Below are 22,541 nucleotides of genomic sequence, written 5' to 3' on the forward strand. Positions count from 1 at the left end.
GTAGCGGCATTTAACTTACCATAAAAAATCCCTCGATGAAAGCAGGTTTAATTAAACCTTCATTATCTCGGCCTCTTTTGCGCTCAGAAAATCGTCGATTTTCTTAACGTATTTGTCCGTTAGTTCCTGCACATCTGCGGTAGCGTTTTTTTCAAGGTCTTCGGAAACGTCCAAATCCTTGATTTCCTTATTCGCATCCTGCCTAGCACTTCGTACGCCTACTTTTGCGTGTTCTGCTTCGGCCTTTGCCTGTTTGGTCAATTGGACCCTGCGTTCCTCAGTAAGTGGCGGCACGTTGATTATGATAAGGTCGCCATTGTTCATAGGGTTGAAGCCAAGGTTGGCGTTCATAATCGCCTTTTCTATTTCGGGTAGCATTCCTTTTTCCCAAGGTTGTACGGAAATCGTCCTACCATCCGGTGTATTGATGTTGGCTACCTGGGACAATGGTGTTTGTGATCCATAATACTCTACCAATACGGAAGATAGCATCGCAGGACTGGCCTTTCCTGCCCTGATTTTAACAAAAGCCCTCTCCAAATGGGCCACTGCGGCATCCATACTTTCCTTGGCGGAGTCCAAAACAAATTGTATTTCTTCGTTCATATCAAAATTTTGTATTCAAAAGCACAAATTATACCAAAATTACATGTTCACGGTAGTTCCCACCGCTTCACCATCTACAATTTTCAATAGGTTTCCTTTTTTGTTCATATCGAACACAACAATGGGAAGTTCGTTTTCCTGACTTAGGGTAAAAGCCGTGGTATCCATAACCTTTAGTCCTTTTTGAAGAACGTCCTTAAACGAGATGGTATCAAATTTGGTGGCATTTTTATCCTTTTCTGGGTCCGAGGTATAGATTCCGTCCACCCTGGTTCCTTTTAAAATGACATCGGCTTCAATTTCAATGGCCCGTAAAACAGCCGCGGAATCCGTTGTGAAATATGGGTTTCCAGTTCCGCCCCCAAAGATAACGACGCGTCCCTTTTCCAAATGACGCATCGCCCTTCTTCGTATAAAAGGTTCTGCGACCTCGTTGATTTTAATGGCAGATTGTAATCGGGTCTGAACCTTCTTCATTTCCAAGGCACTTTGTAATGCCAAACCGTTGATAACTGTGGCCAGCATACCCATATGGTCACCTTGTACCCTGTCCATTCCGGTAGCGGCTCCGGCCAGCCCTCTAAAGATGTTGCCCCCGCCAATAACAATGGCCACTTCGATACCTTTATCCACTACTTTTTTAATCTCTTCGGCATATTCATCCAATCTTTTGGCATCTATACCATACTGTTTTTCGCCCATCAGGGCTTCACCGCTAAGTTTTAAAAGTATCCTTTTGTATTGCATTGTTTGATTTGTTTCAGAGCAAAAATAATGAAAAAAATCTATGGTGGACATGGTGATAACGGGGCCCCTAAAACATAATTATTTACTAATCGAAACGGCTATCATTGGTATTTTTAATATCCTTGCAGGAGGATTTGATTTTTTGACTAATAATTTGTTTTAATGATAGAAAGAATGAAAAAAGTATTCTTTTATGTAATTGCAATAGCCTTTCTTTATGGTTGTGGTGCTGGTAAAAACTTAACGACCATTGATAAGGGGCCTGTCCAGGTCTTCATGGATTTGGTCAACGTTACCAATGATCAAGTGAAAGTAATAGTGGATCCCGGTGCCTTTACGGTAGATCAAATATCTTTTAGAATTCCTAAAACGGTTCCTGGTACCTACAGTGCCGATGATTACGGACAATATATAGAAGGTCTTGTTGCGTATGATTACTCAGGGAATCCTATGCAGGTATCAAAATTAGATGTAAACACGTGGAACATTTCCAACGCCACGATGTTGGACAAGATATCTTATTTTGTAAACGATACCTATGATACCGAAAACGAAGTGGAGGATGCCGTTTTCTCGCCGGCTGGAACGAACATAGAAAAGGACTCCAATTATATGCTGAATTTGCATGGATTCGTAGGTTATTTTGATGGATATAAGGAAATACCCTACCGATTAATCATCGAAAAACCTTTCGGTTTGGAAGCGGCTACTTCCTTGAACCAAGTTGTATTGGACGATGCTATCGAAAATGGGGATGTATTTATGGCAAATAGGTATTTTGAAATTATTGATAACCCAATTTTCTACACCAAACCGGATAAGGAGACATTCAAGGTAGGTGGGATTGAAGTTACTTTAAGTATATTTTCACCAACGGGAGCCTACCTAGCTAGTGATTTACGGAATCGAATGGAGGGCATGATGAGCGCACAAAAGGCATTTTTGGGAGATATTGATGCTACAAAAAGATATAATATTTTATTGTACCTGTCTACTATGGAGGATACGGATGCCAGGGGCTTCGGTGCCTTGGAACACCATACGTCTACTGTCGTGGTTTTACCTGAGGCGATACCTCAGGACAGATTGGAACAGGCCATGGTAGATGTGGTTTCCCATGAATTCTTTCACATTGTGACACCACTTTCCGTGCATTCCAATGAGATTCATTACTTCGACTACAATGACCCTAAAATGTCGCAACATTTATGGATGTACGAAGGAACTACAGAATATTTTGCCAACCTGTTTCAGGTGCATGAGGGGCTAATAGATGAAGCGGAATTTTATGAAAGGATGCGCACTAAAATGGATAATGCAAAAGGCTATGATGATGCCATGTCCTTTACCACCATGAGCATGAATATCTTGGAAACACCCTACGAAAGTAACTACGCGAATGTCTATGAAAAGGGAGCATTGATCAATATGGCTTTGGACATTTTAATCCGTGAAAAAAGTAATGGGGAAAAGGGAGTGCTTTGGTTGATGAAGGAACTTTCAAACAAGTATGGGGTAGATGCCCCTTTTGAGGACGACAAACTTATTGATGAGATTGTATCTATAACATACCCCGAAGTACGGGATTTTTTCAATAAGCACGTAATAGGGAACAAACCCATAGATTATTCCGTATACCTTGCTAAAATGGGATTGACCCTAAACGAAGTAGAGGAGAAATCAGGTTATTTTTTGCAAGGTGAAATACCTTATATCGATGTGGATCAATCCAATAATGACGCTATTTTCGTTCGAAAGGGAATCGAGTTAAATTCTTTCTTCAAAGGTTTGGGCGTTCAAGGAGGGGATGTTATCAAAAGCATTAACGGAACGGCCATAAACCTAGAGTCGATCAGACCAATTATAGGACAGAGTTTTGGATGGGGTCCTGATACGATGATAAAATTGGAATTGGAAAGGGATGGAGAAGTCGTAACGGTAGAAGGTGCCGTTGGAACCCCTACGATAGTTGTGAATAAGATTACCCCTATTGAAGATGTTTCAGATGAAATCAAAGCACTTAGAAACGCTTGGCTAAAAGGGTAGTGTCTGAAAAATTATGCAATAAAAAAATGCCGGACCAATGTCCGGCATTTTTTATTATTAGAGGGAATCGATGCTTATCCTAGCGCAACTCGCTTAAATCCGGTTACTTCTAAATTTGAGTCTACCGATTTTACATACTGGGCAACACTTTGCTTGCTGTCCTTGATGAAATCCTGGTTCACCAAGGTGTTATCCTTGAAGAACCTGTTCAATTTTCCTTTTGCGATGTTGTCCAACATAGCTTCAGGCTTACCTTCTTGACGAAGTTGATCCTTTGCGATTTCTATTTCTTTGTCGATAATGGACTGATTAACACCTGCCTCGTTCAATGCAACAGGGTTCATTGCCGCTGCCTGCATGGACACATCCTTGGCAACAACGTCTGCACCTTCAACTGCCGCTGAAAGACCTGTTAGGACGGCAATCTTGTTACCGGCATGTATGTATGATCCAACAAAAGGAGCGCTTAACCTTTCAAAACCTCCTATTTCGATTTTTTCGCCAATGACGCCAGTTTGCTCTGTCAATTTATCCTGAACGGTCATTCCTTTAAAGTCCGCAGCTAAGAAAGCTTCTTTGGTATCATAGCTTATAGCCAAATCAGCTAATTCGTTGGCCAAAGTAACGAAAGAATCATTTTTGGCCACAAAGTCGGTTTCACAGTTAAGCGATATGATTACACCGCTTGTGTTGTCATCGTTTACTTTGGCGATGGCGGCACCCTCTGAGGAATCCCTGTCGGCTCTATTTGCAGCGACCTTTTGTCCCTTTTTACGAAGAATTTCGATGGCTTTGTCAAAATCACCTTCGGCTTCAACCAAGGCTTTTTTGCAGTCCATCATACCAGCACCTGTTGTTTGTCTTAATCTGTTTACTTCTGCGGCTGTAATCTTTGCCATTTTCTATGTTTTTTGTTCCCTTTAAAGGGAGGTTTAATTATCAATTATTTATAAGAGTGCCTTTATTCAATACCACCTTTAACACTATCCTGCCATTCCTTAAGCTCGTCCCATTGACCGTCCGCGGCCATTTGAGCCTGCTTTGGCCATGAAGTTGGGTCTAAATGCGCCATTCTGGAACTTGCTTCTGTCAAGATTTCTTTCATTTCATCAGCATCGGCTTTGGCAACTTTTGCATAGGTATCCAAACCGGCATTTACAAGAGCCTCGGCAGCTTTTGGTCCCACACCTTCAATTTTGGTAAGGTCATCGGCCTCGGCCTTTTTATCCTTCTTTACCGCTTCCTTTGTCGCCTCAACGTCAACAGTTACGTTAGGAACCTTGTCTACAACAGGGGTTGGTTTGGTGTCCACGTTGTCTGGAGTTGGCTCTAGTTTTTCCTTAGCTTCTTTCTCTTTCTTTTTGGAGCTTTTCTCTTTCTTTTCTTCTGAACCTTCCGCTTTTTCAGATTTGCGTTCGGCTAGACCTCCGGCAACGGCCTCGGTTACCTGGGCCATAATGATTTCAATGGATTTTGAAGCATCGTCATTGGATGGAATAACGAAATCCACATCCCTGGGGTCCGAATTCGTATCGACCATGGCAAAAATTGGAATGTTCAATTTTTGGGCTTCTTTCACTGCAATGTGTTCCCTCATGGTATCCACGATGAACAACGCACCTGGTAAACGGGTCATTTCAGAAATGGAACCAAGGTTCTTTTCCAATTTAGCCCTTAAACGGTCTACTTGTAGACGCTCTTTCTTGGATAGGGTGTTGAACGTGCCATCTTTTTTCATCCTGTCAATGGAAGCCATTTTTTTAACGGCCTTACGGATGGTTACAAAGTTGGTCAGCATACCACCTGGCCATCTTTCAGTGATGTAGGGCATGTTTACGTTCGATGCTTTCTCTGCAACGATGTCCTTCGCCTGCTTTTTCGTAGCAACGAAAAGAATTTTCCTTCCCGATGCAGCAATTTTAGCCAAAGCCTCATTGGCTTCGTCCAATTTCGCAACAGTTTTGTAAAGATTGATTACGTGGATACCGTTACGCTCCATGTAGATGTAAGGAGCCATGTTGGGGTTCCACTTTCTGGTAAGGTGGCCAAAATGCACACCTGCTTCTAATAATTGTTTTACTTCGACTTTCGCCATTTTTAAATTTAGTTTACGTTCTTTTGAAATAGCAATGACAAAGTGGTATCCTAATTTAAAGAAGGAAGCCTTCATCATTTAGATGCTAAACTAAGTTACCTTCATTTTAAATGGAATGAAGGATTTTTAAGTGTCCGAAAAGCGGACTTTCAATGAACTTGTTAATAAAAATACCGGAATTGCACCGGCAAGATTAATATAAACAAGCATCCGCCAAATGACGGATGCTTTGAAAAAATCGTTGGATTAACGCTTGGAGAATTGGAATTTCTTACGGGCTTTCTTCTGACCGAATTTCTTCCTTTCAACCATTCTTGGATCCCTTGTCAACAAGCCTTCGGGTTTCAAGATTGTGCGGTTTTCACTATCCACATCGCAAATGGCTCTGGAGATTGCTAATCGAATCGCTTCGGCTTGACCGGTAATTCCTCCGCCAAATACGTTTACCCGTACATCAAAGTTATCCGTAGTATCCGTAAGTGTAAAAGGTTGTTTTACCTTATATTGTAACGTAGCGGTTGGAAAATAAACGTTTAAATCCTTGTTGTTTATAGTAATAGTTCCATTTCCTTGGGAAAGGTAAACTCTGGCAACAGCAGTTTTTCTTCTACCTATTTTGTGAATCACTTCCATTACTTAATATCTTTTAAATTAACCGCAGTTGGTTTTTGTGCTTCCTGACCATGTTGGGCACCAGCATACACCTTAAGGTTTCTGAAAAGGTCCGCGCCCAATTTGTTCTTTGGAAGCATGCCCTTAACAGCTTTCTCGATAATGGCAGTTGGGTTTTTGTCCAACAAAACCTTCGCATTTGTGAAACGCTGTCCTCCTGGATAACCCGTATACCTTTGATACGTTTTGTCTGCCCATTTATTGCCGCTTAGGGTAATTTTCTCAGCATTGATGACTACAACATTGTCACCGCAATCAACATGTGGAGTAAAACTTGGTTTATGCTTTCCTCTCAATAAATTAGCCACTTTTGAAGACAAACGACCTAACGTTTCTCCTTCGGCATCTACCAACAACCATTCTTTGTTTACGGTTGATTTGTTGGCGGATATGGTTTTATAACTTAGTGTATCCACTGCTACTGTTTTTAACTATTATTCTATTCAATCCCGTGAAATGGGCTGCAAATGTACAATTATTAAAATGAATTGCAAATACTTGTTTCTAAATATTTTCAGATTTTTCCACGACTAATTTTTGATTCGATAGGAAAGGATAAAAATAGTTGTTCCCAGTACTTGGAAGAAAATGATATTTGGCAAATTATGTTAATTTAAATTTGAAAATTAAAGCGTTAAAGCTTTGTGAGGGTAACCCTGATACTTTCGCCGGAACTGAAATATTTTTGAATGGAAGACTTTAATTGTTTCCGGGAAAATATTCTATCAACTTGGACGTTCTAAACTTTGGATTACGTACTCTTGACATGATGTTATTATATGTACTTAAAGAATTAATAATCAATTAGGTGAAATTTTAGTTCAAGCAAGGTGTTAATTGGAAAAAATGAGATGGATATATTCGATTTAATTGCTTCAGGTAGAAAGCGTTCCATTTAATAGCAAAACCAACGTACATAATAAACAAAAAATAAAAGATATGTAGTAAGCTATTACAAGTCTTAATACCCACTGAGATGTCCCGATAAGCTTCACGATGGCGAAATCGAAGATTCTTGAACACCCATGCTAAACAAATGAAATGATGTGAATAATTACAACCCTGTGCTGAACGTAGCCAAAGCATGATCTATGACAAACAATAAAAATAAACAAATGAAAAAGACGTATTTGACGATTCTTACAACAGCCTTTTTGGCCATTTCCTGTAGTTCCGACAAAGGGAACGGCTCAGATATTGATGCAACTGCAAATATTGTGGGTGCCTGGGAGGCGACCGAGCTTCGTGTCGATGAAAATACGGCAAGTGACAATGCCATTTTTGCCAGGGAAGCCCTTGCATACCTAACGGATCAAAACTGTACTATTATAACGTTACAGTTTAATGCCGATTTGACGGCATCGGCAACAAATTCAACCGACTATCTTGAAATTGATACAACCTCTGGTTTCGATATTCCATGCCCCACAACCTTTGAAACCGAGACAAGTACCTATACCTACGAAAATAATGTGGTAAGTTTTGTGAACGTAAATGGAGAGGTAGTGGAAGTCAATGTAACCATTAACGGGGATACCATGCTGGTAGATGCCGAGGATCTCCAAATCCCGGAATTTGATGAGGAAGGACAATTGGTCTTTCAACGACGATAAATAACAAATCTCGATGCTAAAACCTTCCAAGAAATTGGAAGGTTTTTTTATTTTGGTCTGAAGGATGATCAGGTAATTATGAGAGCTTATTATTTAAAATGGTATCTTTCCCTTATTTGCAGTAGTGAAAGAAAAAGTTTGATTTTACAATTTTAATATGATACCCATTCGGTCGCTCACATTCAAAAGTAAATTTTTCAACAGTATTTTTTTTGATTTTGTTGTGAGGCCCCTTACCGGAATCCTGGTTTTTTCTTTTTTTCTTGTTGGATGCATCGATCCAGTTTCTCCGGAATTTGATTATGAGGATGGGCTTATTTTTATAGAGGGTTTTGCCAGTTCCAATGCCGGTTCTTCCTATGTTGGCATAAATGAATCTGTCACGGAATTTGGGGTTAGGGGTTTGGAATTCATAACCGGGGCTTCGGTACATGTGGAAAACCAGGATACGGGGCGAACTGTTAGTTTTTTTGAATCTGAAGATGCATACCTCTCACCTCAGGATTTTAAGGTGGTACCTGGGGAACGTTGGAAGCTCATTGTTGTCATGCCCAATGGCACTATATACGAGTCTGAGCCTGAGATTGTTTTAACCCCTGTGCCCATAACCGTTGTTTCAATCGATTACGATCCTGAGTTGGAGTTTAGGCCCTCGGCAAACCGATTTATACCTGGGCACAAGATTTCAGTCAGTTTTGACGATCCTTCAAATTCCGAAAACAATTACTATTGGAGTTATCGCTCCTTTGAAAATCTGGACTATTGCATACGTTGTAACGAGGGTATATATAGAGAAGGAGGCTGTGTCCCGTATGATTTGAGTGGTAGATTGTACAGATACTTCGACTATATCTGTGAAACGGAATGTTGGTCCATACGTTACCCTGAATCTGTCAACATCTTTGATGATACATTTTCGAACGGGAAAACGGTTACCGGTTTGGAAGTGGGTTCTTTACCATTGTATACAAAGGAAAACATGGTGGTAGAAGTACAACAATTCTCCCTGACCCCCGCTGCCCATAAATATTACAAGGTCTTGAAGGATATTGTGGACAATGCCTCGGGGTTTAATGCCCCGCCGCCAGCGGCCTTAATTGGTAATCTTTACAATGCTGATGATTCTCAGGAAATTGTATTGGGCAGGTTTACCGCGGCCGCTTCTTCTATAGTCAATGTGTATGTAGAAAGGGAACTTATCAACGAAGCTGCTATTGCGACCAGACAGCCACCAGCCGTTTCCTTGGAACCTACCATAGGTTCACCCTATCCCCCTCCTGCCACCAATTTGGCCCCATGTGAAGAATCGAGATATAGAACCGCAATTGAACCGGAGGGTTGGCAGTAAAACAAAGCAAATGAGACTAAAAAACCAATCCATTTTATTTGTAGCGATATTCTTTTCAGCTTTCCTAGCCCATGCCCAAGATTTCACCTTATCCCTAATAGTGCTGAACGAGGAGACCTATCTTCCCATGGAAAACGCACAGATTTCCATAACTCCATGTAATTGTGGGGGAATAACCAATGGGGCCGGTAGGTTTTCAATTGATTTGCCACGTGGGGATTACACGGCAACCGTAAATTATATTGGATTTACCAAAGAGGTTTTAAACATCGGTCTAAATCGAAGCCAGGTGGTTACGGTTAAATTATGGCCGCAGGAAGAGCAGCTCTCGGAGGTTGTTGTACGTGCCAAACGAATTTTGGACAATTTGGAAACCCCGCAAATGGGCGCGTTGGAACTGAATGCCCAAGAGCTTAAAAAAATACCTGCCGCGATCGGGGAGTTTGATGTGCTGCGAGGTATGACATTGTTAGCTGGCGTAAACAACGCTGGGGAACTTAGTAACGGACTATCGGTACGGGGCGGTTCCTTGGACCAAAACCTATTACTGTATGATTATGCGCCTGTTTTTAATCCCACCCATTTATTCGGTTTGTTTTCGGTATTTACTCCAGAATCGGTTTCATCCGTAGATTTGTATCGGGCAAATATTCCTTCCCGATATGGAGGAAGAACAACTTCCGTATTGGATGTAAAGGTCAAAAATCCGTATACGAATAAATTTAAATTGAGCGGCGGAGTTGGTATCATTTCAAGTCGGTTGGCCATTGAAACTCCATTGATAAAGGATAAATTGATGGTGAGCCTTGGGGGCAGGGCGGGTTTTACGGATTTCCTGTTGCCACTATTTTCTGAACGTTTAAAGAATACCAAGGCCAATTTTCAGGATGCTACCCTAAAACTATTGTATTTGCCCACGAAAAAGGACCAGATATCTTTTACGGGCTTTTTCACAAAGGATTTCTATCAGTTGGATCTGATAACCAAGATCCAAAATATCAATGCGGAAAATAACCAATTTGATTTTAGGACATTGAACGGCACCCTTAATTGGACACATAGTTTTAGCAATGACCGTATTCTTAGGACCTTGTTGGTGATGAGCGATTATAATCCCAAAACCATTTTTCCAGAACAACAGAGCGATAATGAAATAGAGTTTGACTCTGGCATTAATTATTTAAGCTTTATTTCGGAATTGACAAATACCATAAATGAAAAGGTCGATTACTACGCTGGGGTCCAAATCAATAAGTACACCATTCAACCTGGCAATCTAGACCCTGGCAATGGCAATAGTATTTTGCCCGTTGATTTGGCGCAGGAGAATAGTTATGTTTTTTCGGGCTATGGAAATCTGAATTGGTTGTTGGGTGAGCGGCTTAAATTTTCCGCAGGCCTGCGTTTTAATCATTTTGTGTTTGTGGGTCCTTATACCCAGGGTTCTTTTGATGATATTACGGGAGAACTTTTGGGAACCACCTTTTTTGAGAAAGGTGCCGGTGTAAAAACGTATAATGATTTGGAACCACGATTGGGGCTCAACTATAAACTTGGGGAGGTAACCTCCATCAAGGCGAGTTTTGCTAGATTGAACCAATACCTACAAAATGTGTATAATTCAACGACCCCTTTGCCTACCTCACGTTGGAAGACTTCGGACCCCAATATCGTTCCCCAAAATAGTGATACCTATGGTTTTGGAATTTATACCGGGGTAGCGGATAATACCATTGAACTCGGTTTGGAGGGCTATTATAGGACCTCGGATAACAATCTTACCTATAAACCGGGTGCCGACTTCTTTTTGCAGGAATATTTGGAGCGGGATATCGTTCAGGCAGAAGGAAAGGCGTACGGGGTAGAATTGAGCTTTAGGAAACCCAAGGGTAAATTCAATGGATGGTTCAACTATACGTGGTCCAGAAGTTTATTACGGTCCCAAAATGAACGTTTGGCGGATAGAATCAACAATAACGAATGGTTTGCATCTGATTTTGACCGACCTCATGTATTCAACGGAACGGTTAATTTTGAGGGCGATCCCTACAATACATGGAGTTTCAATTTTACCGCACAAACAGGTAGGCCCTATACGGTAGCCAACAGCGTTTTTAAAATCGAGGATTTGGACGTCCCTATATTTTTGGAAAGAAATAATGCCCGATTACGCCCGTACCACAGGCTGGATTTTTCATGGAAGGTATCCTACGGTAAAAACCCCAACAGAAAATGGAAAGGGGATTGGATTTTTACCATTTACAACGTGTATGGCAGGAGAAATCCATTTAATGTGTACTACACACAAAGACAGGGCGCCGAGGATGGTGCGGTATTTCTGGATAGTCCATTGGGGTCTTACGAACTTTCCGTTCTGAATAGCCCCTTACTGGCACTGACCTATAATTTTGTTTTCGACTAATTATTGCTTTACGAACTTCTTCTGAACCTTTTGTTCCGGTGAAATGATGGAAAGCAAGTAGATCCCGGGGTCGAGGTTTGCAACCGGAATGTTCAAGGCATTGTTCTTTATTTCCCACTGATAACTATTCTGTGTATTTCCATACGTGTCCGATAGAACAATGGAAGCCTGTGGTGCGTTCTTGAGGCCAAGGACATTTACGACCGTAGTAGCGGGATTTGGGAAGATTATTATTTCCTGTACGGCAGATGCATCGTCCACAGCCTTTTTCTGTTGTGAAAACAGCAAGGTGCTAAACAAACAAAGGGAAACAAAAATCATTCTTTTCATGGCACTGCCAACCTTTAGAAACAATACCTAGAACGCCTTACAAATTCAAAATAGTATCTTTTTAAGAGTAATTAACTTTTTGATTTGATGGCTCTTGGGATACACCTTAATCATCAGTAAACTACCTCGGGGTATTAAACCCTTTGGCGATGCCAATAAAATGTTATTTTGACCTAATATCTTATTAAAATAGAGCACTCAGGTTAATATAGCATAGAAATATGTGAAGATTCTTGTTTTGGCCCCCAAAAACGATTCTGAATTTTGTACCGTATAATTTTAATATACAGCGTTATGAAATATAGAAGAGTATACCCAACAATTTGGCAATCGATACCATTCTCTTTGGATATGATGGATCAATGGGACAACAAAGGAAATAGGATTGAAGAATTGACCTTAATAAGTGACATAGCCATGAATAGGGGCGTGTCCGAAATGTTATTGAACGTTTCCCATATCTCCGTTTTGGACAATGCGGGCAAAGAACATGAAATGCCCAATTTCAAGGGCAACAAGGCTTTGAACCTAAAGGGGATGCATACAGGTTTGTATTTAAAGACCAAGGAGGCTTTGGAACTTCCTGTTGGGAATTATAGTACATTCCGTTTCTACCTAAATGGAAAAGGAAATTATTTTTTCAATAAGGAAAAGGATATGGAGGCGGTTTATGTATTTCCGTATATGGATTTCAAAATACAAAATGGATTGGCCATCACCGGAAACGATTCCAAAAAAGTTATCCTACGATTCGATTTTGAACCATATTCCTTGGCCAGTTATTTTAAACCCTTTTTGAACCTTTTCAAAAGGTCCAAAACGATGTCCCATAAGTGGGCCAATAGTTTGAACTAAGACTTTCGGAAAAAATAAATAGTAAAGGCACCTTAGCAGGGTGCCTTTTTGTTTCTATATCTACCGATTTTAATGGGCTACCAGCCAGTTTTCTCCCATACCCAGTTCAACATCCAGGGGAACGGCCAATTCATAGGCGTTCTCCATTTCGGATTTAATTACCTGCTTTAAGGTTTCCAATTCGGGCTTGTAAATGTCAAAAACCAATTCATCGTGTACCTGAAGCAGCATTTTGGATTTGTATCCGCCCTCGATCAATTTCTTATGGATATTGATCATGGCTATTTTAATGATATCGGCCGCGCTTCCTTGTATGGGGGCATTCACGGCGTTTCGCTCGGCGGCTCCTCTAACAACCGCATTGCTTCCGTTGATATCCTTTAGATAGCGCCTACGGCCCAGAACGGTCTGTACGTATCCGTGCTCACGGGCAAAATCCACCTGTTCGCTGATATAGTTTCTAAGCTTCGGGTAGGTTTTATAATAGGTATCTATCAAATCTTTGGATTCTGAACGCGATAGGTCCGTCTGATTGCTTAGCCCAAAGGCCGAAACCCCATAAATAATTCCAAAGTTTACGGTCTTGGCATTGCTTCGTTGCTCCCGGGTTACTTCTTCCAAGGGCACGTTAAAAACCTTGGAGGCCGTGGATGCATGGATGTCCTCCCCATTTTTAAAAGCCTCGATCATGGTATCCTCTTGGCTTAGGGCGGCAATGATGCGCAATTCTATCTGGGAATAATCCGCTGCCAGTAAGGTATAATCCCCATTTCTTGGGACAAAGGCTTTTCGTACCTGTCTACCCCTTTCCGTTCTAATGGGAATATTCTGTAGGTTGGGGTTGTTGCTGCTCAAACGTCCGGTGGCCGCAACGGTTTGCATATAATCCGTATGTACCCTGCCGGTAGAAGGTTCTACCTGTTCCGGCAAGGCATCCACATAGGTGCTCTTTAGTTTGGTAAGCCCCCTATAATCCAGCACATTCCGAATGATTTCGTGATCCTTGGCCAGATAGGAAAGTACGTCCTCTGCCGTGGAATATTGCCCCGTCTTGGTTTTCTTCGGTTTGTCCACCAACTTCATTTTGTCAAAAAGGATCTCGCCCAGCTGTTTGGGCGATCCAATATTGAATTCTTCCCCGGCGGCCTCATAAATTTGTTGTTCCAGATTGGCGATATCGTTTTCCAGATCTTTGGAAAGGGACTTTAAAAAATCGATGTCCAAATTGATACCTTCCAGTTCCATATCGGCCAAGACCCTTAACAAGGGTATTTCGATATCCCCGAAAAGTCCGTCCGTTTTGGCTTCCGCCAATTCCGGTCTAAAATGTTGGGCGAGTTGAAAGGTGATATCCGCATCCTCCACGGCATATTCCGTTTGTTTTTCCAACGGCACTTCACGCATGGAAAGCTGGTTTTTACCTTTTTTGCCGATGAGCTCCGTTATAGAAATGGGGGTATAGTTCAGATAAGTTTCGGAGAGTACGTCCATATTATGGCGCATATCCGGATTGATTAGGTAATGGGCCAACATCGTATCAAAAAGTCTACCGTGAACCCTGATATTATACTTGTCCAAGACCTTAATGTCATATTTTAGGTTCTGGCCGATTTTTTCAATATTCTCCGATTCAAAAAACGGGCGTAACTCCTCGATTAGTTCTTGGGCCTTGTCCCGGTCCTTTGGAAACGGCACATAAAAGCCCTTGGTGGCCTCCCAGGAAAAGGCGATACCTACCAATTCCGCCTCCAAAGGATTGATGGAGGTGGTTTCCGTATCAAAGCAGACGGAGGTCTGTTTCATTAAATTCTGTAGGAACAACTTCATGGCCATTCCCTGGGCCACACTCTGATACACATGGGGAACATCGGCTATGGTATTTCGACTGGAAGTATCCTTGATAGTTGCAGGGGAAGCTCCATCCCCACCAAAAAGAGAAAATTGGCCACTACCTGCGGAGGAAGCTATTTTTTGGGCCGTTTCCGTGCTGGTTACTTGGGTTTCCGTAGTTTCCTCTTCCCCTGAGAATATTTTGATGAATTGCTCCTTTAGTCTTCGAAACTCCAGTTCCTCGAATATTTTTTGGACGGCCTCGCTATCCGGAACGGAAAGTTCATAGTCTTCTGCATTGAAGGTAACGTCGCAATCCGTGCAAATGGTAGCCAGTTTTTTGGAGAGTCGGCCCAACTCGGCATTTTCAATGACTTTTTCCTTCATTTTGCCTGTCAACTGGTCCGCATTTTCCAAAAGCCCTTCCAAGGATCCGAACTGCTCAATGAATTTTTTGGCCGTTTTGTCTCCTACACCGGGCAGGCCGGGGATATTGTCACTGGCATCGCCCATCATGCCCAGGTAATCGATTACCTGTTCCGGGCGTTCTACCCCAAAGCGTTTTTGGACCTCTGGAATTCCCCATATCTCGATTCCGTTGCCCATACGTGCGGGTCGGTACATAAAAATATTTTCGGATACCAGCTGCCCAAAATCCTTATCTGGAGTTACCATAAACACTTTATAGCCTTCTTTTTCGGCCTGTTTTGATAAGGTGCCTATGATATCGTCCGCTTCCCAACCTTCCAAAATAACCGAAGGTATATGCATAGCTTTTAGGATATCCTGGATATAGGGTATCGCAATCCGGATGGCATCGGGAGTTTCGTCTCGGTTTGCTTTGTATTCCGGGAAAAGTTCCGATCTCTCAGTACTGCCACCTTTGTCAAAACAGACGGCCAAATGGTCCGGTTTTTCACGCTTTATCACATCGAACAGGGAATTCATAAAACCCATGATGGCACTGGTGTCCATCCCCTTGGAATTGATTCTAGGGTTTTTTATCAGGGCATAATAGCCTCTAAAAATTAACGCATAGGCGTCCAGTAAAAACAGTCTTTTTTGTTCCGACATTTTTAAAAATTATAGGTGAGGGGTTAAAAGTACGAACTTTGTATTGAAAGCTTATAGGCACAACCAACAGGGCCTAGGATTTTAAATAACTACCCGAAGGATTATTCAAATGCCCATCTTTGGTATAGGTTCTATAGGTAAATCCTGGATGTATGCAATAGGCACCCGTTTCCCCTTTTTTATTGATGGCGATAAACCCAATTTGGAAATCCTGCTTGTACTTGTTCTTGGCAATGATACGTTTTACGCCTTCCTCACAGGCTTCTTGGGGCGATTTTCCCTGGCGCATCAGTTCCACTATCAAAAAACTGCCCACGGTCCGTACCACTTCTTCGCCCACCCCCGTGGCCGTGGCCCCACCCACCTCGTTATCCACAAAGAGTCCGGCACCTATGATGGGGGAATCGCCCACGCGCCCGGCCATTTTATAGGCCATGCCGCTCGTGGTACAGGCACCTGCGATATCTCCCTTTTCGTCTATGGCCAACATGCCTATGGTATCGTGGTTCTCAATATTGATGATGGGTTTATACTGCGATGTTTTTTTCCATTCCTTCCATTCCATTTTTGATTTTTCGGTCAAGAGATTTGTCCTTTCAAAACCTTGTTCGTAGGCGAACTGTTCCGCACCTTTGCCCACCAGCATTACATGGGGTGTCTCCTCCATGACCTTACGCGCTACGGAAATGGGATTGGCAATATTTTGAATGGCCAAAACGGCCCCGCAATTGGCATCCTTGTCCATGATACAGGCATCCAGTGTTACGTTTCCATCCCGGTCCGGCCTGCCACCATTGCCCACAGTTTGATTATCCAGATTGTTTTCTTCAACCATTACGCCTTGGTGAACGGCATCCAGGGAACTTCCTCCGGCACTCAATACTTCCCAGGCCTTTGCCGTGGCATTGCCAAAATCCCAGGTGCAGATGGCGATGGGAATGGTAGCGTTTGATTGGGTGTCGATTGGTTTTTGGTTCTTTTCATGGTCGCTGGGTGCCGCTATTATGGGAGTTGCCAACATGCCTGCAGTAAGGGCCCCGGAATTTTTTAAAAACTTTCTTCGTTGCATTGGTTCGGTTCTTTACTTTTAAGAAATTAAATATAAGAAGATGCTAGTAGAAGTCTGTGCAAATTCCGTTGAATCTGCCATCAATGCGGAACGGGCGGGAGCCGACCGAATTGAACTGTGTTCCGAATTGGCCGTTGGCGGTATAACGCCTTCCTATGGATTGCTGAAAACGGTAAAGGAACGGATTTCCATCCCGATACATGTATTGATCCGGCCCCGAAGTGGCGATTTTACCTATTCCGATGTTGAATTCAAGGTAATGCTGGAGGATATTGCCTTGTGCAGGAAAATGGGTGTTGAAGGTATTGTATCGGGTGTTCTACATACTGATTTTACCTTGGACGTAGCACGGACGGCCGCGTTGATGAAAGCCGCGCGAGGGATGAAGTTTACCTTTCACAGAGCTTTCGACTGGGTGAAAAATCCCAATAGGACGATGGAAACACTTACGGATTTGAAGGTGGATTATGTGCTTACTTCCGGTCAGGGGAAGTCCGCCCTGGAAGGAATGGACCTTTTGAGGGATTTGAAAAGACTATTTCCAAATGTGGCGATCATACCAGGTTCCGGTATTAACGAAGGAAATGTCCGGTCCTTTCTGGAAGCGGGCTTTGAGGCGATACATTTGTCCGGGACCAAGTTCAGACAGTCGTTGGCCGCACCGCCTCCCATCTCCATGAACTCGGCATCCTTTTTGAACGATGATAAGCTGGGTGTTTCAAACTTTGAAACGATAAAAGCCGTGGTCGTTAAGGTTAAATAAAATCCAAATGCACCACTTTCCCGTCGTGCATAAAATATATTTGTAAAAAAGAAAGGAATGTTCCGCTGGATAGTTTTTGTACTGATTTACCTAGGACTGAGTTTTTATATTGTTCAGGCCTTACGGACCTTGTTCAGGCAACCTTGGGTTTATCTGGTTTATATTTTGGTTTCACTGGCCATCCTGGTCAATTTTATTTATCAGTTTACCGCAGGGGAGGAGGCGGGTCGTGTGTTGAGCAGGCCTAAAAGTTATGCCTTTGGCTTTTTACTGACGATGTTGTCCTTTAAGTTGGTCATCATACTCTTTTTGTTTTCCGAGGATATTTTCAGAATCCTTTCTGGTGTATACCAAAAACTCTTTGGGGCATCCAAGGAGTTCACCCTCCCTGAAAGGCGCAGGTTTTTGGGTATGATCGCCTTGGGGATAGCGGCTTTGCCTTTTGGCGCACTTTTGTATGGGATGTACAAGGGCAAGTATAATTTCAAGGTGCTGAAGTATACCTTGGAATTCGAGGATCTGCCGGATAGTTTTGATGGTTACCAGATCACCCAAATATCGGACATTCATAGTGGTAGTTTTGACGACCGAAAAAAAATAGAATATGGTGTAGACCTAATCAATAAACAGAAGAGCGACCTTTTACTTTTTACAGGGGATATGGTGAACAACAAGACCGAGGAAATGTTGCCTTGGGCCGATTTGTTCAGCACCTTGGAGGCCAAGGATGGTAAGTTTTCCGTGTTGGGCAACCATGATTACGGGGATTACATCGCATGGGAAACGGAGGCCTCTAAACAGAAGAATTTACAGGATTTGAAGGACTTGCAACGGAATATGGGGTTTGACCTTTTGCTCAACGAACACAGATACCTCCAAAAAGGGAAGGACCGTATTGCCTTGGTTGGGGTGGAAAATTGGGGAAAAGGTGGTTTCAAAAAAGCCGGCGACCTTAAAAAGGCTTCAGCACAAATACATCCTAACGATTTTACCATTTTAATGAGCCACGACCCTTCCCATTGGTCCGAAGAAGTATTGCATGACGAAAAGCACTATCATTTGACCTTAAGCGGGCATACGCATGGTATGCAATTTGGGATAGAGATTCCCGGCTGGGTGAAATGGAGTCCCGTCAAATGGCGCTATCCACATTGGGCGGGAATCTATAAGGAGTTGGGCCAGTTTATTAACGTCAATAGGGGCTTCGGGTTTTTGGGCTATCCTGGAAGGGTGGGCATCTGGCCGGAAATTACGGTACTCACCCTTAAAAAAAAGACCTTAACATGATTTTAACTCGGCCCGTTCTACACAATACATGGGGCCGGCGTTGTATTTTAACATTTTTTACTACATTTGGCTTGTAACGCAAAGCCGATTCTATGTCTAAATTTGGTGAACTTATAGACTTGAACGTTCCCGTGCTGTTGGATTTCTATGCAGAATGGAACGAACAATCCACTGCCATGCATCCCGTATTGCGCGATGTGGCCGCTGCCTTGGGAGACAAAGGTAAGGTCATAAAAATCGATGTGGACAAAAACAAGGAACTTTCCCAGGCATTGCGTGTTAAAGGTCTTCCCACCTTAATGATCTATAAAAAGGGCGAAATGGTCTGGCGCCAAAGTGGCGAGCAAGACGCAAAAACCCTCATAGGCATCCTAAACGAGTACGTTTAGCGGCAGTTTTTAATTTTCCTTCACCCCATTTTTATTCGATCGGGTTGCCAATGGTATCCTGCAGTAAATCGGTCGTAGTTTTATCCGTACTGATTGTATCGCTCATGGGCAAGGTATCTATTATCATATCCGGGTCGTCCTGATATTCGCCTTCGGGCATTTCAAAACTATCCTCGTCCTTGTAGAAATGTTGGAATTTGTCTATGTACTCGTTGAATATCAAAGTCTCTTTTTCCGCAAAATCCTTTTCATCGTTGGCGATTACGGTATCGATGTTTCTTCGGTAGGCTTCCATATCGGCTATGATATCGTCAATATTACTGTATTGTTCGTCCAAACTTGTGGAAGCATAGTACTCCAAACGTTCCTGATATTTTTTCTTTAAGACCCCGAACAACTCTCGAGCCTTGGTAGTTTCCCCAACTTTGTAATAACCATCCACAAAAGGCTCAACCAGTGAATAATAACCAAAAATTTCTACGGGCATGTTGGTCAAGGAAATTTCGATAATTTCCTTGGCCCTGTCCATCTTGTTCTCTTTAATTAGGGCTTCCATCAATCGGGCGAGGTTTCCTCTGTAACTTACACTTTGAATCCTCGTTTGGGTGTCATGGTAAATATTCTTGTCGCCGGCGTTGCCCCAGTCCCATTTTGTTACGATGTCGTACATCAAATCTGTATCAATACGGCCCATTTCAAAGGAGTTGGGTCTTTCGGTTCTAATAGGAACCAATTTATAGGCCAGGCCGTCCAATTGCAGATAGTCCTTCATCCAAAGGTATTCCGCATCGTCAAAACTTCCTCCAGAGAAATAGAGGGGTCTTTTCCAGTCATTGTTGGCAAGGATGTCCAACATCATCATGCTCTTTTTGGTAATGACACTGGGTAAGTTAATATCGATATAATCCACGATTACGGCGGAATCCTTCGGTTTTACCAAACCACTTTCCAAAACATTCTTTTTGTTTACGGGAACACGGATTTTGTTCGTTGGGTAGTATACCATGTTCTGGGTATTTTCTGAATAGTTACTTAAATCAGCACCCTGTTGTTCTAATAAATAACCCAATTTTGTGCGCGGTTTGTCACTATCGATCCAATTGATGAAATCCTTAATGGGCCACCTGTTTTCCGTAATACCTTGATGATATAAAACATCCCTGGAACCAAATCGATATTTGTCATGTTCAATCTGTGAAGGAATTGGGTCGCTATCGTAGGCCTTTCGCTTCATTTGATCTATGTACCAATCCGTTTCGAACAAGCTTGTACAAACGATACGGACATCCGTACGGTATTTTTCTATTTCTTGGGCGTACCATAACGGGAAGGTGTCATTATCCCCGATGGTGAACAAAATGGCCCCGGCATCTTCCTGGCAGGAGTCCAAGTATGATTTTGCGGATGAATTTGCCGTAAACCTGTTGGAGCGGTCATGGTCGTCCCAGTTCTGAACGGCCATCACGGTGGGAACCGAAAAAAGACACGCCACCACGACCACAGGCGCCAAAATCTTTGGTGTGATCCAATCCTTGAATCCGTCGTAGAGTCCATATACGCCGAGACCTATCCAAATAGCGAATACATAAAAGGACCCTACCAAGGAATAGTCACGTTCCCTAGGCTGAAAAATATAGGGATTGGTGTAAAACTGTATGGCAATACCGGTAAAAAGGAAAAAGACCATGAGCACCCAGAACTGTTTGGGGTCTTTGGACACTTGAAAAACCAATCCAATGATTCCCAAAAGGAGCGGTAAAAAGAAGTAGGTATTCCTGCCCGGATTGTTCAGGATGTCGCTTGGGAGATTGTCTTGGCTACCCAATCTTGCGCTATCGATAAAATTGATACCGCTCAGCCAGTTTCCGTTGTCATTGTATCGGCCTTGGACATCGTTCTGTTTTCCAACAAAGTTCCACATGAAATAGCGCATATACATGTAGTTGAACTGGAATTCGAACATGTATTTAATGTTGTCCCAAACCGTAGGTGGCTGTACTTCAATATAATCGCTGAATCTTTTTATAAAGCTTATGTATTGGTCCGCATCTATTTCACCATTTTCAAAGCCTGTCTTCACTTGATTGATGGCTTCGGCCAAATCTGCATTGTATTCCGTCATCTTAAAATCCAACGGGCCAAAATACTGCATGTAGTTGGAAGCATGCTGTGAGCTCCACATTCTGGGTAATAAGCCCTGATGGTCTGGATTGGGACCCTGTTCAGAATTTTTGTATTTGTTTACGATAATATATTTCCCCAAGGTATAATCCTTTTCATACTTGGGGGTGCCGTCCCTATCCTCACCTGCGGGAGCGAACATATCTGAATAATACGAACCGTAAACAGGGCTGTCCACCCCGGGATATTGCTCCCTGTTGTAGTAGGCCAAAAGTGCCCGGGCATCCTCCGGATTGTTTTCATTGATGACCACCTGTGCATTGGCACGTATGGGAAGCATCAACCAAGATGAGAACCCCAGAAAAAGAAACATCAGGCAAAGCACTATGGTATTTGCAACCTTGTAATTGTTCTTTCTTGTGTAATTAAGGCCGAAATAAAAGGCCCCTATAAACAAAAGTCCGATAATTATGGAACCCGAATTGAATGGGAGGCCAATGGTATTGATGAAGAACACCTCGCCCCACCCGAAAAACATCAGCACATAAGTAAGGGAGAATTTATAGACCAACATCAAAATGGCGATAACGATGATATTGGCCAAAAGGAAATTTTTAACAGTGGTCTTTTTATAGGTCTTAAAATAGTAAAGTAGTCCAATGGACGGTATGGCCAAGAAGCCCATGAACTGCACTCCAAAGGTAAGGCCAACAACAAAGGAAATTAGCAAGAGCCAACGGTCGCCCCTAGGGTCGTCCAGGTTGTCTGTCCATTTAAGTCCCAACCAAAGTAAAAGTGCCATGATTAAACTAGCGGATGCATACACTTCGGTCTCCACCGCATTGAACCAAAAGCTATCTGAAAAAGTAAAGGCCAAGGATCCAATAAGACCACTTCCCAATATGGCAATTGCTTTGCTATTGGTCATGGGTTCATTACCGTCCAATAATTTTTGCGCTATATTGGTAATGGTCCAAAACATGAACAGGATCGTAAAGGCACTTGAAACCCCGGAAACTAAATTGACCATCATGGCAACTTGGCTGGGTTCCATGGCGAACATGGAAAAAAAAGCACCGATCATCTGTAACAACGGTGCCCCAGGAGGATGCCCTACCTGTAATTTAGCCGATGTGGCTATATACTCCCCGGCATCCCAAAAACTATTGGTTGGCTCAACGGTAATAAAGTAAGTTATGAAGGCAATAAAAAAGACGGACCACCCAAGAAGGGTGTCCCATTTTTTGAAGTTCTTTGAAAACATGGAACCTTGG

Annotated in this window: 18 protein-coding genes; 8 read left to right on the top strand and 10 right to left on the bottom strand. The window is 42.6% G+C overall.

Features of this window, described 5'->3' with window-relative positions; all coding sequences use genetic code 11:
* Nucleotides 1-51: 51 nt before the first annotated feature.
* Both frr and pyrH read right to left on the bottom strand, forming a co-directional pair.
* Nucleotides 52-606 carry a ribosome recycling factor gene (gene frr, locus ACZ41C_RS10095; RefSeq protein WP_138258806.1) on the bottom strand — a complete coding sequence of 185 codons (555 nt, stop codon included), beginning with the start codon at nucleotides 604-606 and terminating at the stop codon, nucleotides 52-54.
* Nucleotides 607-645: 39 nt separating this feature from the next.
* Nucleotides 646-1,353 (bottom strand): UMP kinase, encoded by a 708-nt coding sequence (pyrH, locus tag ACZ41C_RS10100; RefSeq protein WP_138258805.1) that lies wholly within the window; start codon nucleotides 1,351-1,353, stop codon nucleotides 646-648.
* 174 nt (nucleotides 1,354-1,527) lie between these two features.
* Between pyrH and ACZ41C_RS10105 the strand changes: the two genes are divergently transcribed.
* Nucleotides 1,528-3,399 carry a M61 family metallopeptidase gene (locus ACZ41C_RS10105; protein WP_464561148.1) on the top strand — a complete coding sequence of 624 codons (1,872 nt, stop codon included), beginning with the start codon at nucleotides 1,528-1,530 and terminating at the stop codon, nucleotides 3,397-3,399.
* Nucleotides 3,400-3,473: 74 nt separating this feature from the next.
* On the opposite strand, the gene tsf is transcribed toward ACZ41C_RS10105, so the two are convergent.
* The 4 genes from tsf to rplM form a co-directional block, all read right to left on the bottom strand.
* Nucleotides 3,474-4,298: a translation elongation factor Ts gene (tsf, locus tag ACZ41C_RS10110; protein WP_464561150.1), complete on the bottom strand. Its 825-nt coding sequence runs from the start codon at nucleotides 4,296-4,298 to the stop codon at nucleotides 3,474-3,476.
* A 62-nt stretch (nucleotides 4,299-4,360) separates the two neighbouring features.
* A complete protein-coding gene (gene rpsB / locus ACZ41C_RS10115) occupies nucleotides 4,361-5,494 on the bottom strand; it encodes a 30S ribosomal protein S2 (protein WP_138258802.1) in 1,134 nt (377 codons plus the stop codon).
* Between the two features lie 246 nt (nucleotides 5,495-5,740).
* Nucleotides 5,741-6,127 (bottom strand): 30S ribosomal protein S9, encoded by a 387-nt coding sequence (rpsI, locus tag ACZ41C_RS10120; RefSeq protein WP_138258801.1) that lies wholly within the window; start codon nucleotides 6,125-6,127, stop codon nucleotides 5,741-5,743.
* On the bottom strand, nucleotides 6,127-6,582 hold the full coding sequence (gene rplM / locus ACZ41C_RS10125; RefSeq protein ID WP_138258800.1) for a 50S ribosomal protein L13: 456 nt from the start codon (nucleotides 6,580-6,582) through the stop codon (nucleotides 6,127-6,129). Before rplM ends, rpsI begins: the two co-directional genes overlap by 1 nt.
* Nucleotides 6,583-7,281: 699 nt before the next feature.
* On the opposite strand from rplM, the gene ACZ41C_RS10130 reads away from it, so the two are divergent.
* From ACZ41C_RS10130 to ACZ41C_RS10140, 3 genes are all read left to right on the top strand, one after another.
* A complete protein-coding gene (locus tag ACZ41C_RS10130; RefSeq protein WP_161595359.1) occupies nucleotides 7,282-7,779 on the top strand; it encodes a lipocalin family protein in 498 nt (165 codons plus the stop codon).
* A gap of 157 nt (nucleotides 7,780-7,936) precedes the next feature.
* Nucleotides 7,937-9,127, top strand: coding sequence for a DUF4249 domain-containing protein (locus ACZ41C_RS10135; protein WP_464561153.1), 1,191 nt, complete (start codon nucleotides 7,937-7,939; stop codon nucleotides 9,125-9,127).
* Nucleotides 9,128-9,137: 10 nt separating this feature from the next.
* Nucleotides 9,138-11,549, top strand: a complete 2,412-nt coding sequence (locus tag ACZ41C_RS10140; protein ID WP_464561155.1) for a TonB-dependent receptor — start codon at nucleotides 9,138-9,140, stop codon at nucleotides 11,547-11,549.
* Here the strand turns inward: ACZ41C_RS10140 and ACZ41C_RS10145 are convergent, their stop codons facing one another.
* Entirely contained in the window at nucleotides 11,550-11,879 is a 330-nt protein-coding gene (locus ACZ41C_RS10145) for a T9SS type A sorting domain-containing protein (RefSeq protein ID WP_464561157.1), read from the bottom strand.
* A 294-nt stretch (nucleotides 11,880-12,173) separates the two neighbouring features.
* On the opposite strand from ACZ41C_RS10145, the gene ACZ41C_RS10150 reads away from it, so the two are divergent.
* The gene (locus ACZ41C_RS10150; RefSeq protein ID WP_464561159.1) at nucleotides 12,174-12,734 is read left to right on the top strand and encodes a hypothetical protein; all 561 of its coding nucleotides are present in this window, start codon (nucleotides 12,174-12,176) and stop codon (nucleotides 12,732-12,734) included.
* Between the two features lie 69 nt (nucleotides 12,735-12,803).
* On the opposite strand, the gene polA is transcribed toward ACZ41C_RS10150, so the two are convergent.
* Together polA and ACZ41C_RS10160 are read right to left on the bottom strand one after the other, a co-directional pair.
* On the bottom strand, nucleotides 12,804-15,638 hold the full coding sequence (gene polA / locus ACZ41C_RS10155) for a DNA polymerase I (RefSeq protein WP_464561161.1): 2,835 nt from the start codon (nucleotides 15,636-15,638) through the stop codon (nucleotides 12,804-12,806).
* Nucleotides 15,639-15,711: 73 nt separating this feature from the next.
* Nucleotides 15,712-16,707 (bottom strand): isoaspartyl peptidase/L-asparaginase family protein, encoded by a 996-nt coding sequence (locus tag ACZ41C_RS10160; RefSeq protein WP_464561163.1) that lies wholly within the window; start codon nucleotides 16,705-16,707, stop codon nucleotides 15,712-15,714.
* A gap of 40 nt (nucleotides 16,708-16,747) precedes the next feature.
* On the opposite strand from ACZ41C_RS10160, the gene ACZ41C_RS10165 reads away from it, so the two are divergent.
* The 3 genes from ACZ41C_RS10165 to ACZ41C_RS10175 all read left to right on the top strand — a co-directional run bounded on the left by ACZ41C_RS10165 (nucleotide 16,748) and on the right by ACZ41C_RS10175 (nucleotide 19,146).
* The gene (locus ACZ41C_RS10165) at nucleotides 16,748-17,470 is read left to right on the top strand and encodes a copper homeostasis protein CutC (RefSeq protein ID WP_464561165.1); all 723 of its coding nucleotides are present in this window, start codon (nucleotides 16,748-16,750) and stop codon (nucleotides 17,468-17,470) included.
* Between the two features lie 57 nt (nucleotides 17,471-17,527).
* Nucleotides 17,528-18,757, top strand: coding sequence for a metallophosphoesterase (locus ACZ41C_RS10170; protein WP_464561167.1), 1,230 nt, complete (start codon nucleotides 17,528-17,530; stop codon nucleotides 18,755-18,757).
* A gap of 92 nt (nucleotides 18,758-18,849) precedes the next feature.
* Nucleotides 18,850-19,146 carry a thioredoxin family protein gene (locus tag ACZ41C_RS10175; RefSeq protein WP_138258789.1) on the top strand — a complete coding sequence of 99 codons (297 nt, stop codon included), beginning with the start codon at nucleotides 18,850-18,852 and terminating at the stop codon, nucleotides 19,144-19,146.
* Between the two features lie 31 nt (nucleotides 19,147-19,177).
* Here the strand turns inward: ACZ41C_RS10175 and ACZ41C_RS10180 are convergent, their stop codons facing one another.
* The gene (locus ACZ41C_RS10180; RefSeq protein ID WP_464561169.1) at nucleotides 19,178-22,531 is read right to left on the bottom strand and encodes a glycosyltransferase family 117 protein; all 3,354 of its coding nucleotides are present in this window, start codon (nucleotides 22,529-22,531) and stop codon (nucleotides 19,178-19,180) included.
* Between the last annotated feature and the right edge of the window lie 10 nt (nucleotides 22,532-22,541).

It is taken from the genome of Maribacter sp. C-4077, assembly GCF_055378385.1.